A 24,920-nucleotide genomic window follows, 5' to 3' on the forward strand; every position below is an offset into this window, starting at 1 on the left:
CCTTCTCGGATGTGGGCACGGCCTGGTCAGGGGTTTTCTTCTCCACGGTTCTTGCCCGTGTGCGGGCGACTCGGGGCGACTCAGAGCGACCGGGACGGATTGAGAGCGACCGGCAACGACGTCGCGGTGGACTGTGCCGGCGGTTTGCCCACATTTGTTCGTGTGGTGCGGATACCCACGGTAGGTCGACCTCTCGCAGGCTCGAGCATGGGTAATCCGAAGTCCCGGACCTTGCGGCGTCCGGACTGCGGATCCGCCATGGGTGTGTGATCGGGTTCAGGCTTGTGCGATCTCGTCGAGCCAGCTGGCGAGCTGTCCGACCGCGTCGGTGAGTGTAAGGTCCACCGCGGCGGATTCGGCAGCCCTCGCGAAGCTGGTTCCCCAGTGCGGGTGAGCGGTGACTGTCGCCGGCCAGGCCCGTGGCTGGACCCCAGCGATCGTCGCCTCGGCGGCGCGCGCGGCGAAGACATCCTCGATGGCGCGGCGAATCTCCGCAGGCGACGGAGTGCCCGCGGCGCGGACGAGGTCGCGTAGCAACAGCAGGTCGACGACATCGCGGGCGCGATCGTTGATGTAGACGGGAGGACGGTGCGGGTCGGTGCACGCATGGATCTTCTGCGCGATCTGATAACTCATCGACAGACTTGCGATCCGGTCCGGCGTAGGCAGACCGAACCCCGCCAGGGACGGCGCTGCGAAGGTGTCGGGTGCGGATCCGGCGCCGCCCTCGTCCGGCGCGATCTCGATCTGCACGCGCCGCCAGGTCACCCCACGCAATTGCACAGTGATATGGAACCGGCGAGGCTTCACGACCAGGTAGGGGACGTCGATGATCTCGACGTCGTCACGGACGAGTGTGAGCGGCCCCCACGGCTCGCTGAGTGCACCATCAAGCTCGGCGAGGAACACGTCGATGTCGCCACGGGTGAGGCCGTCGATGTCCTGGGTCGTGCGAGACATTCCGGGGAGTCGGTACTGCAGCATGGTGCCGCCCTTGAGCAGGAACAGCGGCGCCCCGGAATCGTCCACGGCGCGCTGCAGCGCCGCGGAGACGACGGTGGCTGCGACCAGCCACCCCAGTCGCGGGCCGGCCGATCCGAGCTGGCCCTGTGCCTGAGTGATCCATGCGTTGAGTATTCGAGCCGAGGCGGGAGCCCTGTCCTTCGGGTCGAGGTCGCTCATCGCCTGAGCGAGGTTCGCCCGGTCAGGCTCGGCCATCGCGATCCTCCAGTCGCTGGGCCAGCCGTTCTCGCTCCGCCGTGGGAAGCAGGCTGGTGCGCCCGGCCCGTTCGATGGCTTGTCGCAACAGGTATGTCGGCACCCCCGAGGCGATGCCCTGATCGATCGCGGTCGTGACCGTCACGATCGGAATACCTTCCCACCACGTGACCTGGGACGGATCGAGGTCCTCGTAGTGGATGACGTACGTCTCCCCACCTGCTCTACGGAGGCGGCGGTGGCGGCCGACGGTCAGGTGGATGCGGTTCGGGTTGATGTCGCTGATGTCCCAGGCGGCGAGGGCCGTGTCGTGGCTCAGGCAGGCCTCCGGCGCCCCCGTCCACAGCACGGCGAGGTGGTACTGGTCGAACTCGGTCGCCGCGACTTGCGGCACCCGGTAGACACCGTGCGCCACGTGCTCCAGTCGGCCTCGGGCGACCATCGTCGACAACTCCGGATGCGAGGCGCCTTCGGTGAGGGCCTGCGCAGTCGTCACAAAGCCGTGCTGATCCAACGCGATCTCGCGGAGCATCTCCAACTTGGTAACGACAGGCATGTCAATACCTTAGCAAAATACGAAGGTATTGACATCCGAGTCCCTGATGTGTGAGCGATGCGGTGAGCCGATCGCTCGTGACATTCTCGAGGTATGGCGCGAACATGGTTGTCGGTGACGGTTGAGCTGCTCGGTGGTCGGGGCACTGAATTGTGGCCGTGGCCCGGCCGGGTGTTCGCCGTTGGCCCCTCCCACACCTTCCTCCAGTTCGCGAATGCGATCAATGATGCGTTCGCCCGGTGGGATCGGTCGCATGTGTCTATGTTCACCCTCGCCGACGGGCGGATGGTCACCGACGACGAGACCGGCGCGGAGCTGGCGGCGTCGATCGGGGGCCCGCTCACGGTGCCCATCGACATGGCCAGAGTGAAGGTCGCTCGGCTCGTGGAGCCGGGCGCTGAGTTCCAGTTCACCTTCGACCTCGGCGACGGCTGGACGCACCGCTGTGTGGTGGAGGCGGAGAAGGTCGATCCGCTAGAGGTGTTGGGTATCCGCCCCGCCGCTCCGCTGTCGTACTGGGGTTGGGGGAGCATCCCGGATCAGTATGGTCGGCGATGGTCGGACGACGATGTGAGCGGTCCGGCGCCCAGGAGGCCGACCCGATCGCACCCGATGATGATGCACGCGTGGCCGGCACTGGAGCAGGTGCCGGTACTCGACCCGCAGGAATTGCGCTCTGCTCTCGCCACGAAGGACGCCGCTCGCCTCCTCGCCGCGGTCGCGGGACGCGACATCGACGACGCCTTGCAGCAAGTGGGATCCGGGATGCTGCTGACGCTCCAACACAATCACGAACATGCGGAGCCGCTCGCGTTGTCGGTCATCAACCGCCTCACGTGGCGCGGCGGACCGGGCGATCGAATCCTGGCCGAGGACCTGCTGGCCACTCTGCGCGCCGAGCCCCTGCCGGGGCGGGTGCTGCCGGTCGATCTTGAGATGCTCAGCATCTTGTTGGAAGGGGATCCTGAGCTGTCGACCGGCGCGTACCTCGACCTTCGCACAGGCGAGGTGTGCGGCGGCAACGAGACAGATCCGATGATGGTCGGGGAGGATGCCGCGATCGACGTGGAGGAGGAACCCGACCGTTGGATCTACCTCGCCGGGGTAGGTTCACGAGAAGGCTGGCGAGACATGGCGGCCTTCGCCGAGCGACAGCACGACCAGTCTCTGCGAGAACGACTGGAGCAAGCGATCGAGGGCAAGGGTGCCTTCCGCCGCTTCCGCGACCTCGCCCACGACGAAGGCATCGCCGAGCAGTGGGACCTCTTCTCCTCCGATCGGCAACTGGGTCGTGCCCGTGAGGTGCTCGCCGCCGAGGGCATCCGCGGGCCTCGCAGCATGGCCACCTCCGATGAATGAACTCGAGGAACCGTGCTGGGCTGCGCAGGCCGTCCGCGACTGGGAGGCGGCAGGCGGGCCAGTGGCACTCCCGGCATCCGTGCCCACGAAATGCCCACAATCGAACACGATCGAGCCCGATTGAACGGGATCGAGAGCAGATTCCAGAGGGCTCGAAACGGCGGAATTCCGCGGGAGTCCGACCGAGACGGATCGGGAAGGATCGAACCTCTTTGGGTTCAAATCCCACCGTCACCGCCAAATCGAAGGCCCCGACTTCCCTAGCGAACACGAGGAAGTCGGGGCTTTCGTCATGCGGCGGGAGAGGCAATTGCCGGCATTTTGCCCACGGCCGACCGTCGGGCGAGGTTGCCGTTCGGGAGGGAAGCAGTATTAGGTTATGCTTACCTTGTTTTGCCCCGAGCGTTGCTGCGAGGCACTACACCGAAGCTCTACTCCCGATGGCACTGCTCACCCGCCCGAAAGCATCAACAGCCATGCTCCCGAAGCCGCTCGCTCGTGGTTTTTCCCTTCTCGGTGGTCAACCCGACGCAACCGCGCTCATCGTCGACGGCGCACGCCTGAGTTACGCCGAGCTCTCCGACCGGGTTGCCGAACGCAGAGACCGGCTCGGCGAGACGCGTCGCCTCGTGATGATGTCGGCGGCCAACGCGCTCGAGCCGATCGTCACCTACCTCGCCGCACTCGAGGGAGGGCACCCGGTGCTGCTCGTGGCGAGCGGCGACGATGAGGCGAGCATCGGTCATCGGGAGTCCCTCGCTGCGCGCTTCGATCCGGATGTCATAGCGCACGACTCGACCCGCGACCGGGCGCTCGAGGAGATTCGGCCAGGCAGCCGCCACAGGTTCCACCCCGATCTCGCCTTGCTCGCCAGCACCTCGGGGTCTACGGGGTCGCCGAAGCTCGTCCGCCTGTCGAGCGAGAATCTGCGCAGCAACGCCGCCGCTATCGCTGAGTACCTGCGCCTCGGGCCGGCCGATCGCGCGGCCACGACCCTCCCCCTGCAATACTGCTATGGGCTCTCCGTCGTGAACAGCCACCTGCTCGCCGGCGCGAGCCTGCTGCTCACCGAGCGCTCGGTCTCCGGCGAGGCGTTCTGGTCGGAGGCTGCCGCGCACCGGATCACCTCGTTCGCCGGCGTGCCCTACACTTTCGAGCTCCTCGAAGCAGGCGGATTCTCGGAGCGATCCCTGCCCAGCCTCCGCTACCTCACGCAGGCAGGCGGCCGGCTCGCGCCCGAGGCTGTTCGACGCCTCGCCCGCCTCGGCGAGGAGCGCGGGTTCGACTTCTTCGTCATGTACGGCCAGACCGAGGCGACCGCCCGCATGGCCTATCTCCCGCCACAGCTCGCCGAGTCCTCGGCAGGTGCGATCGGCATCCCCATCCCGGGCGGCTCCTTCCGCATCGACTCCGGCGACGGAGCGGATGCCGAGCCCGGAAGCACGGGAGAGCTGGTCTACGAGGGGCCGAACGTGATGCTCGGCTACGCCGAGGCACCGGAGGAATTCGTACTCGGACGCACGGTGCATGAGCTGCGCACGGGCGACGTCGCCCGTCTTCGCGACGATGGACTCTACGAGATCGTCGGCCGGATGAACCGCTTCGTGAAAGTCTTCGGCCTCCGTCTCGATCTGGATCGCGTCGAGCACCTCCTCGCCGAGGAGGGGATCGTCGCGCGCGCCGCGAGCGCCGGCGAACGACTGCTGCTGTTCTCGACATCGGAGCGCACGGCTGAGAGCGCGCGAGAGCGCGCCGCCGCCCTTCTCGGCATCCCCGCCCACGTGATCGGTGCGTACGCCGTGAGTGAGTTCCCTCGAACGTCGAGCGGGAAGCCGGACAGCGCAGCGCTCGTGGCATTCGCCGAGCTGCAGGATCGCTCGGTGGCCGAGTCGGCCGCGGCATCCGGACCGCGGCCCCGGAGCAGGCCGACGCCTGACGGAGTGCGTGAGCTGTTCGCGGCGCTGCTTGCTCGACCCGATGTCGGACTCGACGACTCCTTCTCCGGGCTCGGCGGCGACTCGCTCAGCTACATCGAGGTGTCGCTGCGGCTCGAATCGCTGCTCGGCGTGCTCCCGCGCGACTGGCCGGCGCTCACGGTGCGCGAGCTCGCTGCTCTGGCGGCGCCGCCCGGCGATGCTCCCACACCGTCCGGGAACCCGACCACAGGGAAGCCGACCAGGCAGGCGCGGTTCACGCGGCGCCTGGTGCGAATGGAGACGCCGGCCGTGCTCCGGGCGCTCGCGATCGTGCTGATCGTCGGCACGCATGCCGACCTGTTCATGCTGAAGGGCGGTGCCCACCTGCTGCTCGCGGTGGCCGGGTACAACCTGGCGCGTTTTCAGCTGGCACCTGTGCCGGGGTCGACGCGGGTTCACCGGCTGTGCCGCAGCGCCCTGCAGATCGCGGTGCCGGCGGTGCTCTGGATCGCCGCCGTGGCGCTTGTCTCGGGGCAGTACCGTCCGACGACCGCCCTTCTCGTGAACAACCTCGTCCCCGGCGACGGACGGTGGAACGAGCAGTGGCAGTTCTGGTTCCTCGAGGCGGCGATCTGGAGCCTGGTCGGGCTCGCAGCACTGTTCGCCGTGCGGTTCATCGACCGACTCGAGCGACGTGCGCCGTTCGGGTTCGCGATCACGGGCCTGGCGATCGCTCTCGCCGTCCGCTTCGCGATCGCCGGGCTGCACGCCGAGCACGTGGAGCGCTACGCCGCGCCCGTGGTGGTCTGGCTCATCGCTCTGGGCTGGCTGGTCGCTCGCGCAGATACCGTGGGACGCCGCTGGCTGGTGTCCGCTATCGCCGTCGCGAGCACCTTCGGGTTCTTCGGCGACCCCCTGCGCGAGGGTATCGTCGCGATCGGGATCCTGATCCTCGTCTGGCTGCCGACGATCCGGATGCCGCGTCTGCTCGTGTCTGCGGTCGCCACGCTCGCCGGGGCCTCGATGTTCATCTATCTCACGCACTGGCAGGTGTACCCGCCGTTCGAGCAGAGCGCGCCGTGGCTCGGCACGCTCCTCTCGCTCGCCGTCGGCATCGCCGCGTGGCGCGCGTATGCGTTCGCGAGCAGCCGGATCACGCGGATGCGTGTGGCCTGATCGACCGGTCGATCTGATGCCGGAGCCGCGCTAGCCCTCCCGCGGAGAGCCCACGGGATACAGCACGGCGCCACCGTCGACGACCACGTGCGCCCGGCTGCCGACCGTGAATCGTGCGGCTGCCCGTCCGGGCACCCGATGGGTCACCTCGACGGCGCCCAGTCTCAGCGTCAGCTCCGCCACCGCTCCGGTCGTGCGGATATCGAGCACACGGGCATCGCCGTCCGTCGCCGGATCGACGCGCAACTGATCCGGACGCAGCATGGCGACGAACCGGTCAGCGCCGTGGCTGAGGTCGTGCCGCACAGGGAGGCGTCCGAAGGCGCAGTCGACGGCATCTCCCGCGCGCTCCGCCGCCACCACGACGACCTCGCCGAGGAACGCCGCCACGGCCGTGTCGATCGGTGCATCGAAGACTGCGGAGGGCTCGCCCGCCTGCACCAGGGTCCCGCCGGCGAGCACGCCGACCTGTTGGCCGAAGGAGAGCGCCTCCTCCTGGTCGTGCGTGACGAGCACCGCCGTCACGCCGCTACGCTCGAGCACGTCGATCACGGCGCTGCGGGTGTGGGCCCGAAGGCCTGTGTCCAGCGCGCTGAACGGCTCGTCCAGCAGGATCACACCGGGTCGCTGAGCGAGGGCCCGCGCCAGCGCGACCCGCTGCTGCTGCCCGCCGGAGAGCTCATGCGGCATGCGGGCGGTGAGAGCCGGATCCAGCGAGGCGAGCTCCATCAGCTCTTGCACCCGAGCGCCGGTCCGATCGGAGCGAGGCAGGCCGAACGCGATGTTGCGCGCCACTGAGAGATGCGGGAACAGGGCGCCGTCCTGCGCGACATAGCCGATGCCTCTGCGGTGCGCCGGCACCGCCGAACGAGGTCCTGAGAGTTCGCGGCCGTCCAGCGAGATCGTGCCGGCGTCCGGCCGCTCGAACCCGGCGATCAGGCGCAGCAGCGTGCTCTTGCCGCTTCCGGAGGAGCCGACCAGCGCCAGCCGCGTGGAGTCGGCCACGTCGAGCGCGACGTCGCGCAGTACGTCGGTGCCGTCGAATGCCTTGGATATCCCGCTGAGGTGAAGCGTCATCGGAGACTCCGTCCGGTTGCGTGGGCGAACATCAGGGCGACGGCGGGAATCGAGAGCAGCACCAGCACCAGCGCGTAGGGCGCGGCGGCGGGGTAGTCGAGCGAGGATGCCGCAGACCAGAAGCTCGTCGCGACCGTGCGAGTGCCGGTGGGCGCGAGCAGCAGCGTGGCGGTCAGTTCGTTCGCTGCGCCGAGGGCGACGAGGGCGGCACCGGCGCCGATCGAGGGGAGCAGAAGCGGGAGCGTCACGCGAAGTCGTGCCGGCAGCGGCGCGATGCCGAGAGACCGGGCGGCCTCCTCGAGCGACTCGGGAACCTGAGCCAGGCCGGCTCGCAGAGGCACGAGCGCGCGCGGAAGGAAGATCACGACGTAGGCCGCGATCACCGTGAAGACCGTCTGATACAGGGCGGGCGCGATCGCGAGGGTCGTGCCGACGAGGGCGAGGGCGACGATGATCGCCGGCAGGCTGCTCGCCAGGTACGCCGCGCCCTCGAGTGCGCGGGAGAGCCGGCCGGCGTGGCGCACGGACAGCCATGCGATCGGGAGCGCGACGAGAACCGCGCACAGCGCCCCGGCGACGGCGAGGCCGGATGTCTGCGCCGTGGCCGAGGCGAGAGCGCCGAACTCGGCGGCATCGGCTCGGAGCAGCCAGCGCACGACGCTCGCGAGCGGAACGAGGATCGCCGCCGCGAGCAGAGCGATCGAAGCCGTGATCGCGACCCATGCCGCTCTGCCCAGAGGCAGCAAGGCCGGCGGATGTGGCGCGCCGCCGCCCACTCGCGCATAGCGGGAGCGACCGCGGGCGAGGGACTCGGCGCCGAGCAGCACGAGGCACAACACGACCAGCACGATCCCGAGTGCGGCGGCGTTCGGGCCCGCGAAGGTCGCCTGATAGGCCACGACGATGGCGGTGGTGAAGGTGTCGAACCGGAGGAAGGCGAAGGCGCCGTACTCGGAGAGAAGGTGCAGCGCGACGATGAGCGCGCCGCCGAGAATCGCGAGGCGCAGCTGCGGCAGCACGACGCGGATGAAGACCATCCAGGAACCGAGGCCGAGAGCGCGCGCAGACTCTTCGAGCGCCGGATCGAGGCCGCGGATAGCCGCCATCGCCGGAAGGTAGACGAGGGGGAAGTACGCGAGCACGGCGACGAGCAGACCACCCCAGAGCCCGTTGATCGACGGGATGGCGCTGGCCCACCCGTAGCTCGCCACGAAAGCGGGGATCGCGAGCGGTGCAGCGAACGCGACCGCGAACACCCGGCGCGCGGGCAGCGCGGTGCGCTCGACGAGCCACGCGGCACCCACACCGAGCACGACGGCGGCCGGCACGCCGATCACGGCGAGGAGCGCCGTGTTGACGAGTAGCTCTCCGACCTTGGGGCGGATGACGAGGGTCGCGAGTTCTGTCCATCCCATCGCGATCGCGGCGTGCACGACGTAGCCCACCGGGACGAGTGCGCCGGCCGTCAGCACGGCGACGAGCGCGACGAGACCGCCGGGAGCGCGACGCCGAGGGGGTGTGGCGACCGGTGGCAGGGTCGCGCGTGCGCTCAGAGGAGTCCGGCTTCCGTCATGAGATCGATGACCCGGGGGCCGTTGAGCGTCGACGGATCGATCACGGGCGCGTTCAGGCTCTCGAGCGGCGGCAGCTCGGCTTTCGCCGGGATGCCGGACGCGACGGGGTACTCGAAGCTGTAGCCCTCGCCGAGGATCTTCTGGCCCTGTTCACCGGCGATGAAGGCGAGGAACTGCTGTGCTTCCGCGGGGTGCTGGGCATTGTTGAGGACGCCGCCGCCCGACACGCTGACGAAGGCGCCTGGGTCCTGGTTGCCGAAATAGTGCAGCTTGGTGTTGCCGCTGTCCTCCGCCGCGGCATCCTGATCGCGGTACCAGTAATAGTGGTAGATGATGCCGACCGGGACTTCGCCCGCGTTGACCGCCTTCATCGTGACGATGTTGTTGCGGTACTCGGTCGCGTTCTGGGCCATGCCCTCGAGCCAGGCGCTCGCGCCCTCCTCGCCCTGCGTCTCGAGCACCGCCGAGACGATGGCCTGGAAGTCGGCCTTTGCGGGGGCGGCCCCCCAGCGTCCTTCCCACTCGGGTTCTGCGAGGTCGAGGAGAGAAGCGGGCAGCTTGGCTTCGGAGATGAGATCGGGGTTATAGACCAGCACGGTCGATCGGGCGGCGATCCCTGTCCAGTCTCCTGATGCCGGGCGATAGGCCTCCGGCACGAGTGCCAGAGTCTTCTCGTCGACGGGGGCGAACAGGCCCGCTTCCTCGACGAGCGACATCGCGGGCGAGTTCTCGGTGAGGAAGACGTCGGCCTTGGACGCGGCACCCTCCTGCACGAGCTGGTTGCCCAGCTCACTGTCGTCGCCGTTTCGGAGGACGACCTCGATGCCGGTTTCCTCCGTGAACGCCTCCGCCCACTCCTGGGTGAGCTCTTCGTGCTGGGCGTTGTACACCACGAGCGCGTCACCACCGCCCCCTTCCTCCGACGCATCGCCGGCGCATCCGGAGAGGAGCAGAGCCGACCCGGCGAGGACAGCCAGAGAGGCGTGGCGGACAGGCACAGGCATAGGGACAGTCCTTCGATCAGGAATAGAGGTGAGGCAATCCTAAGGCAGACGCAGCCCGCCGCTGAGTTCGGAGTCGTCACGTAGTCGCACAAACCCACCCCGGCGTGGCATCCACACTCAGCACACCGGCGAGTGCGAGCCATTGCGAGCGGACGTCAGGCGTGAGCGGAGGCGCCCTCGGCGGCGGATTCGGGCAGGTTCCCCCGGCGAAGAACGGCGCCCGTCTCGAGGGCTTCGACCCAGGCGTCGGTGGGCGCGACGGCAGCCCAGCTCGAGTTCAGCAGTGCCATCAGCGTCGTGTGCACCGTCTCCGCGCTGGCCGATCCCGCTTCGTTGGCGATGTCGATGGCTCCGGTCGCATCGGAGATGACCTCGACCGTGAGTTCGCGGGTCTCGGCGTCGGCAGCCGTGGCGAGTACGCAGTTGTTCGTCATGTATCCGACGAGGGTGATCGTGTCGACCTGATTCTCGACGAGCCACTCGCGCAGGCCGGTGCCGGGAAAGACTGAGCTGTACTGCTTGACGATCATCTTCCACCCGGTCGAGTCGCGGCCTTCGAGCGACGAGTGCAGACGGAACTCCGGCTTCGTCGGATTGAACACCGGTGCGTCGTCTCCTGCCGTGTGCTGCACCATGACCACCGGGATCCCGACGCGTTCCGCGGCGTCGATCGTGTCGGCGATGCGCTGGATCGACTCCTCGCGCGGCGGATGCTGGATGCGCAGGAGTCCGGTGAAGTACTCCTGCTGGGGGTCGATGACGATGAGGGCGCGGCGTGGAGCGGGCATGATGATTCTCCTGGGGTGTGAGCGGGTCTTGTCATCCAGATTCCCTCACTCGAACCCGTGGCACAATTGGCACGTATGCATACTGACGATGAATTCACGCCAAAGCCTGAGTTGCGGATCGCGGTCTACGCCTTCGACGGTGCGACGATGTTCCATCTCTCCGTCCCGCCGATGGTGTTCGGCGAAGTGACCCGCCAGCACCTGGCGGTGTGGGACACGATCCTGTTCAACGAACTGGGTGCGGACATCACCACCGACGAGGGATATCGGATCGGCGGGATCCATGGCCTCGAGGATGCGCTCGGCGCGGACGTGATCGTCATCGCCTCCTGGCACAGCGACCTGAGGGCTCCGAGTGCACAGCTCGCCGAACTGCTGCAGCATGCGCACGGCAATGGCGCATCGGTCGCGGGGCTCTGTCTCGGTGCGTTCCCTGTCGCGGACAGTGGTCTGCTCGATTCCCGGCCGGCCGTGACCCACTGGCGTTCGCTGAACCAGTTCAGTTCCCGGCACCCTGGGACCGATGTCGATCGCACCGTGCTGTACATCGATCACGGTGATGTCATGACGTCTGCCGGCACGGCCGCAGCCATCGACGCATGCCTGCATCTCGTCCGTTCGCGTCTCGGATCGGATGCCGCGAATCAGGTGGCGCGCAACCTCGTCGTCGCGCCCCACCGCAGTGGCGGCCAGGCGCAGTACATCGACCGGCCGGTTCCGCAGGTGAACTCGCTGAGCCCGATATCCGAGGCCCTCGACTGGGCCACGCAGCATCTCGACGAGCGGATCGATGTCGTGGACATGGCGCGTGCTGCCCGGATGAGTCTGCGCAGCTTCATCCGGGCTTTCAAGGAGAACACCGGCAACACACCTGCGGCCTGGTTGCGAGAGCGTCGACTGGACGAGGCGCGACGGCTGCTGGAGCTCACCGATCTCGGCATCGATGCCATCGCATCAAGGTGCGGCTTCGCCAGTCCGGTGACTCTGCGGCAGAACTTCCATGCCGCGTACGCCACGACGCCGTCCGAGTACCGACGCCGCTTCGATGCCCGGCGCAGGGTCGGCTCCGCAGTCTGATCGCCACGAGGATTCTCGTGGCGATCGGGTGGAACCGGAGGGCTTAACGCGCCAGCGCCAGCGCGGTCAGTTCGGCCCGCGTGCTGGCCCCGATCTTGCGCAGCAGATTCGACACGTGGAACTTGACCGTGTTGGCGCTGATCCCGAGTTGGCTGGCGATCGCCTGGTTGCGCTCTCCGGCGGTGACGAGGCGCAGCACGTCGTGCTCGCGCACGGTCAGCAGGGCTCCAGCTGCGAGCGGTTTGGTGTCGGAACGGGGATCCAGAGGGAGGCGGACATCCACCGATGAGCCCCACCCCGGCGTCGCATCGACGCTCAGCACGCCGTCGAGTGAGGTGACGCGCTCGGCGATCGGACGCAGCGATTCATCGTGCACGCTCAGGTTGCCGCTCCCGTCGTCCCGGATGCTGACGAGCAGATTCAGTCCGTCGCAGTCCCACTGCACGCGGACGCGGTTCACCTCACCCCCGTCGACCAGCCCGAGGATCGTGTTGCGCACGATCGCCCGCGCGGCATGGGCCACCTCGCTGGGCAGCGCCCTTCCGGTGGCCGGCGGTTCGACGAACTGGATCTCGAGTGAACCGAACCGCTCCAACGGGCGCAGGTCGCTGCGCAACCGCGCGAACGCCCCGACGACCGGTTCGAGTATCGAACTGCGCTGTTCGTCTGCTTCGGTCCTCAGCCGCACCAGCGCCGACGCCGCTGTGTCGATCGCTGACGATCTCGCCGAGCGGTCATCGAGCCGCGGCGACCTGAGGATCGCCAGCAGAGATTCGAGCTCCAGCGCGTGGCGATCGGCCTGGTCCGCGACCGTGCGGTCAAGATCGACCAGGAGTCTGCGTGTTCCGGGGGAAGCATCTTCGCTGTCCATGACGCCAACCTACCCGAGAGCTCCCCACCCGTCCGGGCGGGGAGCTCTCGCAAATGCTCAGAGCGCTGCCACTCCTGCTTCGGCGACCGAGTGGTCCTGCTCACCCGAGCCGCCGCTGACGCCGACGGCGCCGACGACCACGCCATCGCGCACGAGTGGGATGCCGCCGGCGAAGATCGCGACCTTGCCGCCGTTCGTGTTCTGGATGCCGAAGAACTGCTGCGTGGGCTGCGAGTTGTCGCCCAGGTCCTTCGTCGAGATGTCGAAGGCCTTCGAGGTCCAGGCCTTGTTGATCGAGATGTTGACGCTGCCGATCCAGGCGCCGTCCTGCCGCACGTGTGCGACGAGATTGCCGCCGGAATCGACGACGGCGATGTTCATGGGCTGGCCGATCTCGGTGGCCTTCTTCTCGGCGGCGGCGATGACGCGACGTGCGTCTTCGAGGTTGACGGTGGTCATGATTGCTCCTTGATGTATCCGTTGGGGTTCAGGACGTACTTCGTGGCGGCGCCCGCATCGAACTCGGCGTAGCCCTGCGGCGCCTCGTCCAGCGTGATCGCCTTGGCGTTGACCGCGGCGGCGATATGCGCCTTGTCGTGCAGGATCGCCATCATGAGCTGCCGGTTGTACTTCATGACCGGGCACTGTCCGGTGGTGAAGGACAGCGACTTCGCCCAGCCGGTGCCGAGACTGATCGACAGCGATCCGACCTTGGCTGCCTCGTCGACCGCGCCGGGATCTCCCGTCACGTACAGGCCGGGGATGCCGATGGCGCCGCCCGCTCCCGTCACATCCATGAGCGAGTTGAGCACGGTCGCCGGGGCCTCCTTGGCCTTCGCCCCGTGGCCCTCGCTGCGCGCCTCGAAGCCGACGGCGTCGACCGCAGCATCCACCTCGGGCACACCCAGAAGCTGATCGAGCTGGTCGGGCACCGAACCCTCGCCGACATTGATGGTCTCGCAACCGAAGCTGCGAGCCTGGGCGAGGCGATCCTCGTTCATGTCACCGACGACCACGACGGCAGCACCCAGCAGCTGCGCGCCGACCGCCGCCGCGAGACCGACAGGCCCTGCGCCGGCGATATAGACGGTCGAGCCCACGCCGACTCCGGCAGTGACAGCGCCGTGGAAGCCGGTGGGAAAGATGTCGGACAGCATCGTCAGATCGAGGATCTTCTCGAGCGCCTGGCCGCGGTCGGGGAAGACCAGCAGGTTCCAGTCCGCATAGGGCACGAGAACGTACTCGGCCTGGCCGCCGACCCAGCCGCCCATGTCGACATAGCCGTATGCGCTGCCCGGTCGATCGGGGTTCACGTTCAGGCAGATGCCGGTCTTGCCCTCCTTGCAGTTGCGACAGCGTCCGCATGAGATGTTGAAGGGCACGGAAACGATGTCGCCGACCTTGATGAACTCGACGTCCGGACCGGCCTCGACGACCTCTCCGGTGATCTCATGGCCGAGCACGAGTCCCTCGGGAGCCGTCGTGCGCCCGCGCACCATGTGCTGATCCGACCCGCAGATATTGGTCGCGACCGTGCGGAGGATGACGCCGTGCGGGATCTTCCGGCCGACGTTCGCGGGATTCACTCCCGGTCCGTCATGAAGCTCGAAGTCGGGGTAGTCGGTGTCGATCACCTTCACGACGCCGGGGCCCTCGTAGGCGACCGCTCTGTTTCCAGACATCTTCGTCCTTCCTCGTAGGCGGAGGATCTCCGCACCTCCAGACTGTCCCAGTCGCGCCGAGGACGATACCTACTCTCGAACCGTTTACCCCTACCCGATCAGGTAGGTCGAGACTCGTCCGCTTTCCACTCGTCGATCGTCGCGCGGGTGCGTGCGACGGCATCCTCGACCGTCATCCCCTGCGCAACGGCGAGGCCGACGAGATACGTCGTCAACGGTCCGGCCGGGCGCACGACCCCGTGCGCGGCATCGCGGGTGAGGTCGAGCAGGAGACCGACCGGATGCCGGTCGGCAGGGAGCCCGAGCGACTCGGCGAGCGCCGTGACCCAGGCATCGAGGTCTTCGGGTGCATCAGACATGGTCGTCCTTTCGCGTGCTTCGATAGTCCTCGATGGCCGCCCAGGTATCAAGGTCGACAGCGGTGCCATCGTCGTCGACCGGGTGCAGGCGCAGACCTTCGAAGAGCTTGCGCATCGACATTCCGACGGTTTCCGGATGCTGCGCGACGGCTCCGCTCAAGGCGGAGACGCGGTAGCGGCCGGCGAGCCACTGCATCCGACCATCGGCATCCACGGCGACGACGGCGTCGGAACCGGCCGGGATCGGCACCTTCGCGAGTCGAGCGACGAGCTCTCCCGCGCGGGGGAGATCGCAGGCGAGCAGCCACGTCTCAGCGGCATCCGAACCATCGAGTGCCATGACACCCGCAGCGACCGCCGCTGCCGGCCCACCGAACGGAGGGTCCTCGCGCACGACGCGGATGCCGGGGCGACCGATTTCATCCGGTCCGACTGCGACGATCGGTGTGCACGCGCGGACCGCGGCGTACACGTGCTCGATCAGCGGGATGCCGTCGACCTCGACCGTCGCCTTCGCCACGCCGTCCAGCCGAGACGACCGCCCACCGGCCAGCACGAGCGCCGCAGTGGCAGGCACGTTCATGACAAGACCAGCACCGTCGTTCATGACAAGACCAGCACCGTCACGGCGTCTCCCGCTTCCACGCGTGCGGTCTCTGCGGGGACGATGGCGAACGCGGTGGCGGCGGCGAGCGAGGTCACCAGGTGGGAACTGCTCCCGCCCCGTGCCGCGGGCCGCACCGTCCGCTCGTCGAAGACCACAGGAAGGATCTGGACTCGCCCCTTGGGACTGGCCCACGCAGATCCGGCCGCGCGAACAACGCGAGGCCGGTCGACGACGGTGAACCCGGCCAACTGCCGCAGTGCGGGGCGCACGAACATCTCGAATGATGCGGCAACGCTCACCGGATTCCCCGGAAGGCAGAACGCGATCAGCCCCGAATCGAGCACGCCGAAACCCTGAGGCCTGCCCGGCTGCATCGCGACCTGATCGAAGTGCACACCGTGCTCACCGCCGAGAACCGCCTTGACGACGTCGAAGGCCCCGACACTCGCCCCGCCCGAGAGGATGACGACGTCGGCATCCACCTCGTCGAGCGCATGCCGAAGAGCGGCGGGATCGTCCGAGGCGATGCGGATGCTGGTGACAACGGCGCCCGCATCCCGCACTGCCGAACTCAGCAGCACGGAGTTCGACTCGGGGATCTGCCCGCGCGCGGGCGTACCGGATGGTGCGATGAGCTCGCTGCCCGTCGAGATGATCGCGACTCGGGCGGCGGGGTGTACAGCCACCTGCTCGAATCCCGCCGAGGCGATGGCGGAGAGCTGCCACGGGCCCAGTGGTGTTCCGGATGCCACGGCCAGCGCCCCGCTCGGCGCATCCTCGCCGCGGCGGCGGATGTGCGCGCCGCGTTCCGGCGCGACGAGCATCGTGATCTGCTCGGGCGCCACGGCACGGATCGCGGTGCCCAGATCCGTGTGCTCCAGTGGCACGACCGCATCCGCGTCGGAAGGGATCGCGGCCCCCGTCATGATGCGCGCTGCGTCGCCCTCCCCGAGCATGGGATCCTCGTCCGACCCGGCAGCCACGTCGGCGACGATCCGCAACGTTGCGCCGGCCACGGCATCCGCCGCGCGGACGGCGTAGCCGTCCATCGCCGAGTTGTCGAAGAGCGGTGTGGGCCAGCGGCTGACCACGTCGGCTGCGAGCACCAGGCCCCGCGCATCTGTGAGGGCGCTCTCCATTGCGGGCAGGCGGCCGGCGGCGTGGAGGATGCGCGCGCGGTGCTCGTCGATCGTGATCATCGAGACCCACGCTAGCGCTCGGATGCACGGGCGGGGGTACGCTCGGAAGCATGGGCCGGATCACGACACGGCGGTCGGTGATGAGGATCGCACTGGACGACGGTACGAGTCGTCGCATCGACACGCTCGCAGTAGAGGAACCGCTCGAGATCCGCGTCGGCGGCACCCCGCTGGCCGTCACGATGCGCACCCCCGGCGCTGATGTCGAACTCGCCGCCGGCTTCCTCGTCTCGGAGGGCGTGATCGGCTCCGGCGCGGAGTTCCACTCCGCGATCCACTGCGGAGGTCCTGGTACCGGCGGGGTCGAGAACACGTACAACGTGCTCGATGTCACGCTCGCTCCCGGCGTGCCGCCGCCCGCGCCCGACGTCGCTCGGGCGTTCTACACGACCAGTGCCTGCGGTGTGTGCGGAAAGGCCAGCATCGACGCGGTGGAGACCGTCTCCCGCTACGACGTCGCAGGCGACGACGTGGTCGTCGATGCCGCGGATCTCGTCACGTACCCGGTACGGCTGCGTGAGAAGCAGGACGTCTTCGAGAAGACCGGCGGACTGCACGCGGCTGCGCTGTTCGATGCGGCGACCGGCGAACTCCTCGTGCTGCGTGAAGACGTCGGCCGGCACAATGCCGTCGACAAGGTGGTCGGCTGGGCGCTGCTGAATGACCGGCTGCCTCTGCGCGGAGCCGCGCTGCAGGTGTCGGGCCGGGCCAGCTTCGAGCTCGTGCAGAAGGCCGTGATGGCGGGCATCCCTGTTCTCGCCGCTGTTTCCGCACCTTCGTCGCTCGCCGCCGAGCTCGCCGAGAAGTCGGGTCTGACACTGGTGGGATTCCTCCGGGGCCGGAGCATGAACGTGTATTCGCATCCGCATCGCGTGCGGGTGGAGCAGGCGGCATCCGAAGATGCACTCGTGACGGAAGGAGCAGCTCATGACCACTCTCGATAGCGGCGTCGCTTTCGGGCTGATGTCGTCCGAGCCGAGGCAGGGCGGATACGGTCCGGTGACGACGAAGCCGTGGTCGCAGGAGGACTACGAGCACGCCGCGGCCGGCTGGGGAGCGGCGCTGTCGGTCGGCGAGGTGCTACTGGAATCGAAGCGTCCGGTGAGCGGGGCGCTGGCGATGTTCACGATGAACCACCCGATCAAGGGCTTCGACTGCCCCGGATGCGCGTGGCCGGACGATCAGAAGGGCTTGAAGCTCGACATCTGCGAGAACGGTATGAAGCACGTCACGTGGGAGATGACGCACAAGCGCGTGGGCAGTGGTTTCTTCTTGAAGCACACCGTGAGCGAGCTTTCCACCTGGACCGACTTCGAGCTGGAGAACGCGGGACGGCTGACCGAGCCGATGGTCTACGACCCGGAGACCGACCGCTATGCGCCGATCAGCTGGGACGACGCGTTCGCGCTCATCGGTGAGGAGCTGCGGGGGCTGGACAGTCCGGATGAGGCGACGTTCTACACCTCTGGACGGCTCAGCAACGAGGCATCCTTCCTGTACCAGCTGATGATCCGCGAGTACGGCACGAACAACATGCCGGACTGCTCGAACATGTGCCACGAGGCATCCGGCCGTGCGCTCACAGCGTCGATCGGGTCGGGCAAAGGGACGACGACCGTCGAAGACTGGGAGCAGACCGATGTGCTGTTCCTGCTCGGCGTGAACGCTGCCTCGAATGCACCGCGCATGCTGACGGCGCTGTCGGATGCGGTGAAGAACGGTGCGCAGGTGGTGCATGTCAATCCGCTGATCGAGGCTGCGTCCAGGCGCACGATCGTGCCGCACGACTTCGTCGACATGGCGCTGTTCAAGACGCACGAGACCGGAACCCTCGACCTGCAGGTGCGCCCCGGCGGCGACATGGCGCTGATGCGCGCCATCGCGAAGGTCGTGTTCGAGGCGGCCGAAGTCGACCCAGGAGCGCTCGACACCGAGTTCATCGCGCAGTACACCAACGGCATTGAGGAGTACCGCGCGGTCGTGGAGGCGACGCCGTGGCCGGAGCTGGTGCAGCAGTCCGGGCTCACCGAGGCGCAGCTCCGCGCAGCCGGGGCCCTCTACCTCGCATCCGGCAAGGCGATCATCAGCTGGTGCCTCGGTATCAGCCAGCAGGAGCACGCGGTCGACATGGTCCGCGAGTTCATGAACGTGCTGCTGCTGCGCGGCAACATCGGCCGGCCGGGTGCGGGGCCTGCACCCGTGCGCGGGCACAGCAACGTGCAGGGCAACCGCACCTGCGGCATCAACCACCATTCGCCGGCCTGGCTGCTGGACAAGCTCGACGAGGTTTTTGGGATCACCTCGCCGCGTGAGCCGGGGCTGGACACCGTCGCCAGCATCCACAAGATGCACGAAGGCGCCGTGAAGGTGTTCGTGAGTCTCGGCGGCAACTTCGTGCTGGCCGCGCCCGACACGCACTACACCGCAGAGGCGCTGAGCGGATGCCGGCTGACGGTTCAGGTGAGCACGAAACTGAACCGCAGTCACATCGTGCACGGTGAGAAGGCCCTCATCCTCCCGTGCCTCGGGCGCACCGAACGCGACGAGCAGGCCGGCGTGCTCCAGGGGCAGACGGTCGAAGACGCGATGAGCATGGTGCACCTGTCGGTCGGGAAGAAGAAGCCCGCCTCCGAGCACCTGCTGTCGGAGCCCGACATCATCGCTCGGATGGCGCGGGCGAGCATGCCCGACAGCGCGACCGACTGGGAAGGGTATGCGGACGACTACGACCGCATCCGCGACGTGATGGCGAAGGTGCTGCCCGGATTCGAGGGTTTCAACGAGCTCGTGCGTCAGCCGAACGGGTTCCGCATCCCTCAGCCGGCGCGAGAGCTCGATTTCCGCACGGCCTCAGGTAAGGCCGACTTCTCCGCTCCCGCGCTGCACGACGTGAGGCCCGCCTCAGACGACATGCTGGTGCTGCAGACCATGCGCTCGCACGACCAGTGGAACACCACGATCTACAGCAACAACGACCGGTACCGCGGGGTGAAGAACCTGCGCGAGCTCATCTTCATGCACGAGGACGACATGCGCGATCGTCGCATCTGGCAGGGCGACCTGGTCGACATCGTCTCGACGTCGAAGGACGGTACGCAACGCGAACTGCGGCAGTACCGCGCGGTCGCGTACGACACCCCTCGCGGAAGCGCAGCCGGCTACATGCCCGAGATGAACGTACTGGTCGGCAATGCCGACTACAGCGCGCAGAGCGATCAGCCGCTCATGAAGAGCATCCAGGTGCGCGTCACTCGATCTGGAGGTACCCGCCCCAGCCGGAGCCGACGAGGATCCGTGCATTGAATCGACCTGTGCCGTCGCCCGGATACAGATAGAGCTCGCCCGTCGAGGTGCGCGCGATCAGGTCGGCCTTCCGGTCGCCGTTGTAGTCGACGCCGCCGGTGAGCGCCGTCATAGCGCCCCAACCGCTGCCGACCGCGACTCTGGTGCCGAACCGGCCGCCGAGCCCGGGGTAGAAGTAGAGGTTGCCATCGTTCCCGACGGCGATGATGTCGCCGAGCCGATCGCCATTGAACTCGCCGCCGACCATGTAGCGGATCGTGTTCCATCCGTTTCCGACGACCGTATGCGGTCCGGGGAGGGCGCCGGTGCCGTCTCCTCGATAGATCGTGAGAACGCCGTTCGCTGAGGCGCCGAGAACATCTTGTTGGCCGTCGCCGGTGAAATCGGCGCCGGATGTCACGTGCAGCATGCCGTACCACCCCGAACCTGGCGTGCCGTAGGCGCCGAATCCGCCGCTGGTGTTCCCCGCGTAGTACTCGAGCACTCCGTCGCTGCGGGCGACGAGCATGTCGGAGCGGCCGTCGCCGTTGAGATCCGTGCGCGTCAGGTGCCGGTGGATTCCCCATGCGCTGGTGACGACGGATCCCTTGAGGAAGCCGCTGCCCGTGCCCGCGAGGAACTGAAGGTCGCTGTCTGCGGCGACGCCGAGGAGATCGGCCTTCCCATCGCCGTTGTAGTCGCCCGACATCACCGGTGCGGGCGCGGCAGTGCCGAGTCCGGGGAGGACCAGCGGGATCTTGCCGCCCCGTGCGACGGCGGACAGGCAGACGAAGCCCTGGTTGATCGAGGAGTACACGGATCCGTTCCGCCACACCTCGAAATGAAGATGCGCGCCCGTCGAGTTGCCGCTGCTGCCGACGATGCCGATCTGCTGGCCACGCACGACCTGCGTGCCCGGTGCGACAGACCCCGGCGCGACCATGTGGGCGTACCGGGTGACATACCCGGAAGCATGCTGGATGTCGACGTAGTTGCCGTAGCCGTTGCTCCAGGTGCGGGTCTTTATGACTCCGTCGTAGGCGGCGATGACGGGCGTGCCGCCCTGGCCCGAGATGTCGATGCCGTCATGATTGCGATAATCCGAGCGGCATCCGTCGCCCACCTTGGACTGGATGGTGCCCGATGCCGGGTACACCATCTGGCCGTCCGTGGCAGCCGTCGCGGGCGCGCCTGACGTGAGAGAAGGCGCGATCGTCCCGATGAGCACCGCGACCGCGGCCAGCATCGCGAACCGCGCCAGATGCCACCGTGACATTCGCTTCATGTCGAGTTCTCTCCAGCTCGGCCGGCCCCAGGGACACAGCGTCCACCGACGTCACAGTATCAGCGCAGAGGCGCTCGGCCGCGTTGTGGAAAGCTCGCGCGAGTCGGCGCGCCGCCGCAGCGTGGGTAGCATCGAGACGGCGGCTGGTCGACGGCTGCCGACCGAGGCCGAATGGGAGTACGCCGCGCGCGGGGGCATCGAGAGCGCGAAATACCCGTGGGGCGACGACGAGGTGGATGCCGGAGGCTGGCGCGCGAACATCTTCCAGGGTGAGTTCCCGATGCGCAACACCGAGGAGGACGGCTGGGCGACGACGGCTCCGGTGCGCACCTTCACTCCCAACGGCTACGGATTGTGGCAACCCGTCGGCAACGTATGGGAGTGGTGCGCCGACCGCTTCGACGCCTCGTACTACCTCTCCTCGCCGGCATCCGACCCGACCGGTCCTGCCGGTGGCGACGCCAGGGTGCTGCGCGGCGGCAGTTACCTGTGCCACATCTCGTACTGCAACCGCTATCGCAACTCGGCGCGTTCGCAGAACACCCCGGACTCGTCGATGGGCAACGCAGGATTCCGGACGGTGGCACTGTGAGCGGCCGCGGGCGCTTTCCCGCATCGGTGTACGGCCAGGGTGCTGAGCCGGACGCGCGCTTCACGCTCGCGAATGAGCGCACCGAACTCGCCTGGCGGCGCACCTCACTCGCCCTCGGCGCAGGCTCGCTCATCGCTCTGCGTCTGCTCCCGGTGGCGTTCGGTCATCCGGCGTGGGCGTTCGGCGGCGTCGCCGGGCTGGTACTCGCGGCCATGCTCTGGATCTCCGCCCGTCACCGGTATCGCGGCGTGAACCTCGTGCTCGCTCGTGACGGCGATCGTGGGGTGCTTCCCGGCGCCTCGATGATCGCGATTCTTGCCGTGATCGCGTTCGCCATCGGTCTGGTCTCGCTCGCGGTCGTGATCGTGACCGCGCTCAACTCCTGAGCGGTCGAGCGGCGACTGCTGAACGGGTGCGGATGCCGTCGGCATCCGTTCCCGCTGACCGATTAGTTGACTTCACGCTACAGTTGACTTGAGGCAACTATGCGTTTATCGTTGATCCAGATCAACTTTCTTACGCAGGAGCACACACTTTGACTTCCCACACTTCCTCCGCACCGGAGACCAAGCGCTCAGCGCGCGAGGTCTTCACCGCGATCTCCGGCCTCATCGTCGGTATGTTCGTGGCCGTGCTGTCCGGCACCATCGTGTCGACGTCGCTGCCGGTCATCATCGCCGACCTCGGCGGCACCCAGTCCCAGTACACCTGGGTCATCACCGCGAGTCTGCTGGCCACTGCGGTCTCCACGCCCATCTGGGGCAAGCTCGCCGACCTCATGGATCGCAAGATCCTCGTGCAGGTCTCACTCATCCTCTTCACGGTAGGCACGGTGATCGCCGGTTTCTCGACCGACACCAACATGCTCATCGCGGTGCGCGTCATCCAGGGCATCGGCGTCGGTGGCCTGATGTCGCTCGTCATGATCGCCGTCGCCCTCATCATCTCGCCTCGCGAGCGCGGCAAGTACATGGGCGTGGTCGGCGGCATCATGGCGCTCGGCACGATCGGCGGACCGCTTCTCGGCGGTCTCATCACCGACACTCTCGGATGGCGCGCCAACTTCTTCGTCGGCGTCCCGTTCGCGATCGTGGCACTGATCCTCCTGCAGTTCACGCTGCACCTGCCCAAGCCTCAGCGGGGCACGAAGGTGTCGATCGACTACTTCGGCATCGTGCTGCTCGCGGTCGGCGTCTCGACTCTTCTCATCTGGGTGTCGATGGGTGGCAGCCAGTTCGAGTGGGATTCGTCGACGAGCGTGATGCTCGCCGTCATCGGCGGCGTCACCATCCTCGGATTCATCGCGGTCGAGTTCTTCGTGAAGGAACCGATCGTGCCGATGTCGCTGTTCCGCAACCGCACGTTCACGTTGTCGGTCATCGCATCGATCGCCATCGGCGTCTCGATGTTCGCCACGTCGGTCTTCCTCGCGCAGTACTTCCAGCTCGCACGTGGCGCCACGCCGACCGAGTCGGGCCTCATGGCGATCCCGATGATCATCGGCCAGATGGGCGCTTCGATCATCATCGGCCAGTTGGTGAGCCGGTTCGGCAAGTGGAAGGGGTGGATGATCACGGGCTCGGTGCTCGCGGCCATCGGCGTCACCCTGATGGCCACGCTCCGTTATGACACGCCGTTCCCGCTCGTCGCGATCTACATGTTCGTGCTCGGCGCAGGCCTCGGCATGGTCATGCAGAACCTCACGTTGATCGTGCAGAACGACACGCCTCCCACGCAGCTGGGCGCAGCCTCGTCGAACGTCAACTTCTTCCGTACGATCGCCGGAACCATCGGCGTGACGATCATGGGTTCCGTGCTCTCGACGAGCGTCGGCACCTACATCGCGAGCGGGCTGAAGGGGTTCACACCCACGACCCCGGACGAGATCGAGGCGTTGAAGCACCTCGCATCCGGCGACGTCCCCAACATGTCTGAAATGCCCGAGACGATCCGCACCATCGTCGAGTCCGCCTACGGCCATGGCATCGCCGAAGCCTTCATCATCGCCATCCCGCTCGCCGTGCTGTCGATCATCGCGATCGCGTTCATCAAGAACAAGCCGCTGTCGACGAAGAACGCCGCCGAGCAGCTGCGCGATCAGGCCGAGGAATCGGCGATCGAGTTCGCAGAGGCCGAAGTGGGAGCGACGACGTCCACCGGCACCATCCGCATCGGTGCGGCGGATTCGGCTTCGCCGACCACGGGCTCGGTGACCGTGCTCGAGCGTGAAGATCGCGAGAGCGGGCGCTGACATGGCCGCCGTCGACACTGCGGTGCCGAGTGACGTCGACGAGGCGCTCGCGGAGTTCCAGGGGCAGCTGACCCTGATCTTCGCGCGCGCCAGGTCGCTCTGGAAGGAGTCGGCCGCGCGGATGCACCCCGAGCTGCAGCCGTCCGGCTACAGACTCCTGGGCTTCATCGCCCGAGCCGGCAGCGCGAACGCGCATCAGCTCGCCGAGAGCTTCGAGATGGACAAGTCGGTCGTCAGCCGACAGGTGCGGATGCTGGAGGACCTCGGTCTCCTCGAATCGCGCCCCGATGACACCGACGGACGGCAGCGGGTGCTCACGGCCACGCCGGAGGCGAGCGAGGCGCTCGGCGAGCTGAGAGCCGACCATGCGAACCGCATGCGCGAAGCGCTCGCCGCGCTCACCCCGCAGGAGATCCAGTCGGCATCGAAGGTGTTCCGCCTTCTCGCCGAGATCTGAAGTGCGTGAAGGAGACGCCCCGCCGCAGCGCACGCCCTCGAGGCGGGCAGCGGCGGGGCTTCGCCGTAAACTGGCGAGCATGAGTGCGTCGTCCCCTGAACCCGTGGCTTCCGGCGCCGCAGCATCCGATCCCGAGGCGCCCGATGGGGCGCTCGAGGGCAGCGAACTCGATCAGGCGGTCAACCGCGTCGAGCATGAGCTCGGCACACTCTTCGCGCGCATCCGCGTGAGCTGGCGCGAGGCGGCCGTCACTGTGCATCCCGACCTGCAGCCGCTCGGCTACCAGGTGCTGACCTCGATCGCGAGTGGCAAGGCGACGTCGGCCAGCGCCATCATCGAGAGGCTGCAGACCGACAAATCGGCCGTGAGTCGTCAGGTGCGTCAGCTGGAGGAACTCGGCCTCGTCGAGAGCGTCCCCGATCCAGACGACAGGCGTGCGCGCCTGCTGGTCGCGACGGGTCTCGCCCAGGAGCGCATCGCGATCGCGCGCGCTCGCTACGAGGGACGCATCGGCGAGCGGCTGCGCACCTGGTCGCCGGCTGACCTCGACCACTTCGTGGAGCTGCTCGGCGCGCTCGGGCGGTGACGCT

The 24,920-nt window shown here is 67.7% G+C and carries 22 protein-coding genes and 1 pseudogene; 10 read left to right on the forward strand and 13 right to left on the reverse strand.

Annotated elements, in window-relative coordinates:
• Positions 1-276 precede the first annotated feature (276 nt).
• A complete protein-coding gene (locus JF52_RS0109590) occupies positions 277-1,218 on the reverse strand; it encodes a nucleotidyl transferase AbiEii/AbiGii toxin family protein (RefSeq protein ID WP_033105954.1) in 942 nt (313 codons plus the stop codon).
• Positions 1,205-1,774, reverse strand: coding sequence for a type IV toxin-antitoxin system AbiEi family antitoxin domain-containing protein (locus tag JF52_RS0109595; protein WP_033105955.1), 570 nt, complete (start codon positions 1,772-1,774; stop codon positions 1,205-1,207). The genes JF52_RS0109590 and JF52_RS0109595 overlap by 14 nt, the downstream gene beginning before the upstream one ends.
• A 93-nt stretch (positions 1,775-1,867) precedes the next feature.
• Between JF52_RS0109595 and JF52_RS0109600 the strand changes: the two genes are divergently transcribed.
• Positions 1,868-3,133, forward strand: a complete 1,266-nt coding sequence (locus tag JF52_RS0109600; protein WP_033105956.1) for an IS1096 element passenger TnpR family protein — start codon at positions 1,868-1,870, stop codon at positions 3,131-3,133.
• Positions 3,134-3,609: 476 nt separating this feature from the next.
• Entirely contained in the window at positions 3,610-6,225 is a 2,616-nt protein-coding gene (locus tag JF52_RS0109605) for an AMP-binding protein (protein ID WP_033106547.1), read from the forward strand.
• A 30-nt stretch (positions 6,226-6,255) separates the two neighbouring features.
• Here JF52_RS0109605 and JF52_RS0109610 read toward each other — a convergent pair whose 3' ends face one another.
• The 4 genes from JF52_RS0109610 to JF52_RS0109625 all read right to left on the reverse strand — a co-directional run bounded on the left by JF52_RS0109610 (position 6,256) and on the right by JF52_RS0109625 (position 10,668).
• A complete protein-coding gene (locus JF52_RS0109610; protein ID WP_033105957.1) occupies positions 6,256-7,302 on the reverse strand; it encodes an ABC transporter ATP-binding protein in 1,047 nt (348 codons plus the stop codon).
• Positions 7,299-8,774, reverse strand: coding sequence for an ABC transporter permease (locus JF52_RS0109615; RefSeq protein WP_033105958.1), 1,476 nt, complete (start codon positions 8,772-8,774; stop codon positions 7,299-7,301). Before JF52_RS0109615 ends, JF52_RS0109610 begins: the two co-directional genes overlap by 4 nt.
• A 77-nt stretch (positions 8,775-8,851) precedes the next feature.
• Positions 8,852-9,880, reverse strand: a complete 1,029-nt coding sequence (locus JF52_RS0109620; protein ID WP_033105959.1) for an iron ABC transporter substrate-binding protein — start codon at positions 9,878-9,880, stop codon at positions 8,852-8,854.
• A gap of 155 nt (positions 9,881-10,035) precedes the next feature.
• The gene (locus tag JF52_RS0109625; protein WP_033105960.1) at positions 10,036-10,668 is read right to left on the reverse strand and encodes an isochorismatase family protein; all 633 of its coding nucleotides are present in this window, start codon (positions 10,666-10,668) and stop codon (positions 10,036-10,038) included.
• 75 nt (positions 10,669-10,743) lie between these two features.
• Here JF52_RS0109625 and JF52_RS0109630 point away from each other — a divergent pair, with 75 nt between their 5' ends.
• The gene (locus JF52_RS0109630; protein WP_052166868.1) at positions 10,744-11,745 is read left to right on the forward strand and encodes a GlxA family transcriptional regulator; all 1,002 of its coding nucleotides are present in this window, start codon (positions 10,744-10,746) and stop codon (positions 11,743-11,745) included.
• A gap of 43 nt (positions 11,746-11,788) precedes the next feature.
• On the opposite strand, the gene JF52_RS0109635 is transcribed toward JF52_RS0109630, so the two are convergent.
• The 6 genes from JF52_RS0109635 to JF52_RS0109660 all read right to left on the reverse strand — a co-directional run bounded on the left by JF52_RS0109635 (position 11,789) and on the right by JF52_RS0109660 (position 16,463).
• Positions 11,789-12,616 carry a helix-turn-helix transcriptional regulator gene (locus tag JF52_RS0109635; RefSeq protein ID WP_033105961.1) on the reverse strand — a complete coding sequence of 276 codons (828 nt, stop codon included), beginning with the start codon at positions 12,614-12,616 and terminating at the stop codon, positions 11,789-11,791.
• A 57-nt stretch (positions 12,617-12,673) separates the two neighbouring features.
• Positions 12,674-13,075: a GlcG/HbpS family heme-binding protein gene (locus JF52_RS0109640; RefSeq protein ID WP_033105962.1), complete on the reverse strand. Its 402-nt coding sequence runs from the start codon at positions 13,073-13,075 to the stop codon at positions 12,674-12,676.
• Complete coding sequence (fdhA, locus tag JF52_RS0109645) at positions 13,072-14,298, reverse strand: formaldehyde dehydrogenase, glutathione-independent (protein WP_033105963.1); 1,227 nt, start codon at positions 14,296-14,298, stop codon at positions 13,072-13,074. The genes JF52_RS0109640 and fdhA overlap by 4 nt, the downstream gene beginning before the upstream one ends.
• A gap of 98 nt (positions 14,299-14,396) precedes the next feature.
• Positions 14,397-14,657 carry a DUF6457 domain-containing protein gene (locus JF52_RS0109650; RefSeq protein WP_033105964.1) on the reverse strand — a complete coding sequence of 87 codons (261 nt, stop codon included), beginning with the start codon at positions 14,655-14,657 and terminating at the stop codon, positions 14,397-14,399.
• Positions 14,650-15,264 (reverse strand): molybdenum cofactor guanylyltransferase, encoded by a 615-nt coding sequence (gene mobA / locus JF52_RS0109655; protein WP_234001281.1) that lies wholly within the window; start codon positions 15,262-15,264, stop codon positions 14,650-14,652. Before mobA ends, JF52_RS0109650 begins: the two co-directional genes overlap by 8 nt.
• The gene (locus JF52_RS0109660) at positions 15,261-16,463 is read right to left on the reverse strand and encodes a molybdopterin molybdotransferase MoeA (protein WP_033105965.1); all 1,203 of its coding nucleotides are present in this window, start codon (positions 16,461-16,463) and stop codon (positions 15,261-15,263) included. The genes mobA and JF52_RS0109660 overlap by 4 nt, the downstream gene beginning before the upstream one ends.
• 50 nt (positions 16,464-16,513) lie before the next feature.
• On the opposite strand from JF52_RS0109660, the gene fdhD reads away from it, so the two are divergent.
• Positions 16,514-17,407 carry a formate dehydrogenase accessory sulfurtransferase FdhD gene (gene fdhD / locus JF52_RS0109665; protein ID WP_033105966.1) on the forward strand — a complete coding sequence of 298 codons (894 nt, stop codon included), beginning with the start codon at positions 16,514-16,516 and terminating at the stop codon, positions 17,405-17,407.
• Positions 17,391-19,766 (forward strand): FdhF/YdeP family oxidoreductase, encoded by a 2,376-nt coding sequence (locus tag JF52_RS0109670; protein WP_033105967.1) that lies wholly within the window; start codon positions 17,391-17,393, stop codon positions 19,764-19,766. Before fdhD ends, JF52_RS0109670 begins: the two co-directional genes overlap by 17 nt.
• On the opposite strand, the gene JF52_RS0109675 is transcribed toward JF52_RS0109670, so the two are convergent.
• Positions 19,711-21,030, reverse strand: a complete 1,320-nt coding sequence (locus JF52_RS0109675) for a VCBS repeat domain-containing M23 family metallopeptidase (protein ID WP_033105968.1) — start codon at positions 21,028-21,030, stop codon at positions 19,711-19,713. The genes JF52_RS0109670 and JF52_RS0109675 overlap by 56 nt on opposite strands.
• 142 nt (positions 21,031-21,172) lie before the next feature.
• Here JF52_RS0109675 and JF52_RS0109680 point away from each other — a divergent pair.
• From JF52_RS0109680 to JF52_RS0109700, 5 genes and pseudogenes are all read left to right on the forward strand, one after another.
• Positions 21,173-21,622 (forward strand): annotated as a pseudogene (locus tag JF52_RS0109680) (formylglycine-generating enzyme family protein); the annotation flags it as partial.
• On the forward strand, positions 21,619-22,008 hold the full coding sequence (locus JF52_RS0109685; RefSeq protein WP_033105969.1) for a YidH family protein: 390 nt from the start codon (positions 21,619-21,621) through the stop codon (positions 22,006-22,008). The pseudogene JF52_RS0109680 and the gene JF52_RS0109685, both read left to right, overlap by 4 nt.
• 149 nt (positions 22,009-22,157) lie before the next feature.
• A complete protein-coding gene (locus JF52_RS0109690; RefSeq protein ID WP_084595735.1) occupies positions 22,158-23,873 on the forward strand; it encodes an MFS transporter in 1,716 nt (571 codons plus the stop codon).
• 1 nt (position 23,874) lies between these two features.
• The gene (locus JF52_RS0109695) at positions 23,875-24,330 is read left to right on the forward strand and encodes a MarR family winged helix-turn-helix transcriptional regulator (RefSeq protein ID WP_033105970.1); all 456 of its coding nucleotides are present in this window, start codon (positions 23,875-23,877) and stop codon (positions 24,328-24,330) included.
• A 79-nt stretch (positions 24,331-24,409) separates the two neighbouring features.
• Positions 24,410-24,916: a MarR family winged helix-turn-helix transcriptional regulator gene (locus tag JF52_RS0109700; RefSeq protein WP_033105971.1), complete on the forward strand. Its 507-nt coding sequence runs from the start codon at positions 24,410-24,412 to the stop codon at positions 24,914-24,916.
• Positions 24,917-24,920: the final 4 nt, after the last annotated feature.

Origin of the sequence: Microbacterium profundi (genome assembly GCF_000763375.1) — a bacterium.
GTDB classification, from domain to species: Bacteria; Actinomycetota; Actinomycetes; order Actinomycetales; family Microbacteriaceae; genus Microbacterium; species Microbacterium profundi.

What these genes read in the sequence shown, in the direction of transcription:
- JF52_RS0109590 (WP_033105954.1), bottom strand. Translation starts at nt 1,218, where the DNA reads ATGGCCGAGCCTGACCGGGCGAACCTCGCTCAGGCGATGAGCGACCTC.
- JF52_RS0109595 (WP_033105955.1), bottom strand. Translation starts at nt 1,774, where the DNA reads ATGCCTGTCGTTACCAAGTTGGAGATGCTCCGCGAGATCGCGTTGGAT.
- JF52_RS0109600 (WP_033105956.1), top strand. Translation starts at nt 1,868, where the DNA reads ATGGCGCGAACATGGTTGTCGGTGACGGTTGAGCTGCTCGGTGGTCGG.
- JF52_RS0109605 (WP_033106547.1), top strand. Translation starts at nt 3,610, where the DNA reads ATGCTCCCGAAGCCGCTCGCTCGTGGTTTTTCCCTTCTCGGTGGTCAA.
- JF52_RS0109610 (WP_033105957.1), bottom strand. Translation starts at nt 7,302, where the DNA reads ATGACGCTTCACCTCAGCGGGATATCCAAGGCATTCGACGGCACCGAC.
- JF52_RS0109620 (WP_033105959.1), bottom strand. Translation starts at nt 9,880, where the DNA reads ATGCCTGTGCCTGTCCGCCACGCCTCTCTGGCTGTCCTCGCCGGGTCG.
- JF52_RS0109625 (WP_033105960.1), bottom strand. Translation starts at nt 10,668, where the DNA reads ATGCCCGCTCCACGCCGCGCCCTCATCGTCATCGACCCCCAGCAGGAG.
- JF52_RS0109630 (WP_052166868.1), top strand. Translation starts at nt 10,744, where the DNA reads ATGCATACTGACGATGAATTCACGCCAAAGCCTGAGTTGCGGATCGCG.
- JF52_RS0109635 (WP_033105961.1), bottom strand. Translation starts at nt 12,616, where the DNA reads ATGGACAGCGAAGATGCTTCCCCCGGAACACGCAGACTCCTGGTCGAT.
- JF52_RS0109640 (WP_033105962.1), bottom strand. Translation starts at nt 13,075, where the DNA reads ATGACCACCGTCAACCTCGAAGACGCACGTCGCGTCATCGCCGCCGCC.
- fdhA (WP_033105963.1), bottom strand. Translation starts at nt 14,298, where the DNA reads ATGTCTGGAAACAGAGCGGTCGCCTACGAGGGCCCCGGCGTCGTGAAG.
- JF52_RS0109650 (WP_033105964.1), bottom strand. Translation starts at nt 14,657, where the DNA reads ATGTCTGATGCACCCGAAGACCTCGATGCCTGGGTCACGGCGCTCGCC.
- mobA (WP_234001281.1), bottom strand. Translation starts at nt 15,264, where the DNA reads ATGAACGACGGTGCTGGTCTTGTCATGAACGTGCCTGCCACTGCGGCG.
- JF52_RS0109660 (WP_033105965.1), bottom strand. Translation starts at nt 16,463, where the DNA reads ATGATCACGATCGACGAGCACCGCGCGCGCATCCTCCACGCCGCCGGC.
- fdhD (WP_033105966.1), top strand. Translation starts at nt 16,514, where the DNA reads ATGGGCCGGATCACGACACGGCGGTCGGTGATGAGGATCGCACTGGAC.
- JF52_RS0109670 (WP_033105967.1), top strand. Translation starts at nt 17,391, where the DNA reads ATGACCACTCTCGATAGCGGCGTCGCTTTCGGGCTGATGTCGTCCGAG.
- JF52_RS0109675 (WP_033105968.1), bottom strand. Translation starts at nt 21,030, where the DNA reads ATGAAGCGAATGTCACGGTGGCATCTGGCGCGGTTCGCGATGCTGGCC.
- JF52_RS0109695 (WP_033105970.1), top strand. Translation starts at nt 23,875, where the DNA reads ATGGCCGCCGTCGACACTGCGGTGCCGAGTGACGTCGACGAGGCGCTC.
- JF52_RS0109700 (WP_033105971.1), top strand. Translation starts at nt 24,410, where the DNA reads ATGAGTGCGTCGTCCCCTGAACCCGTGGCTTCCGGCGCCGCAGCATCC.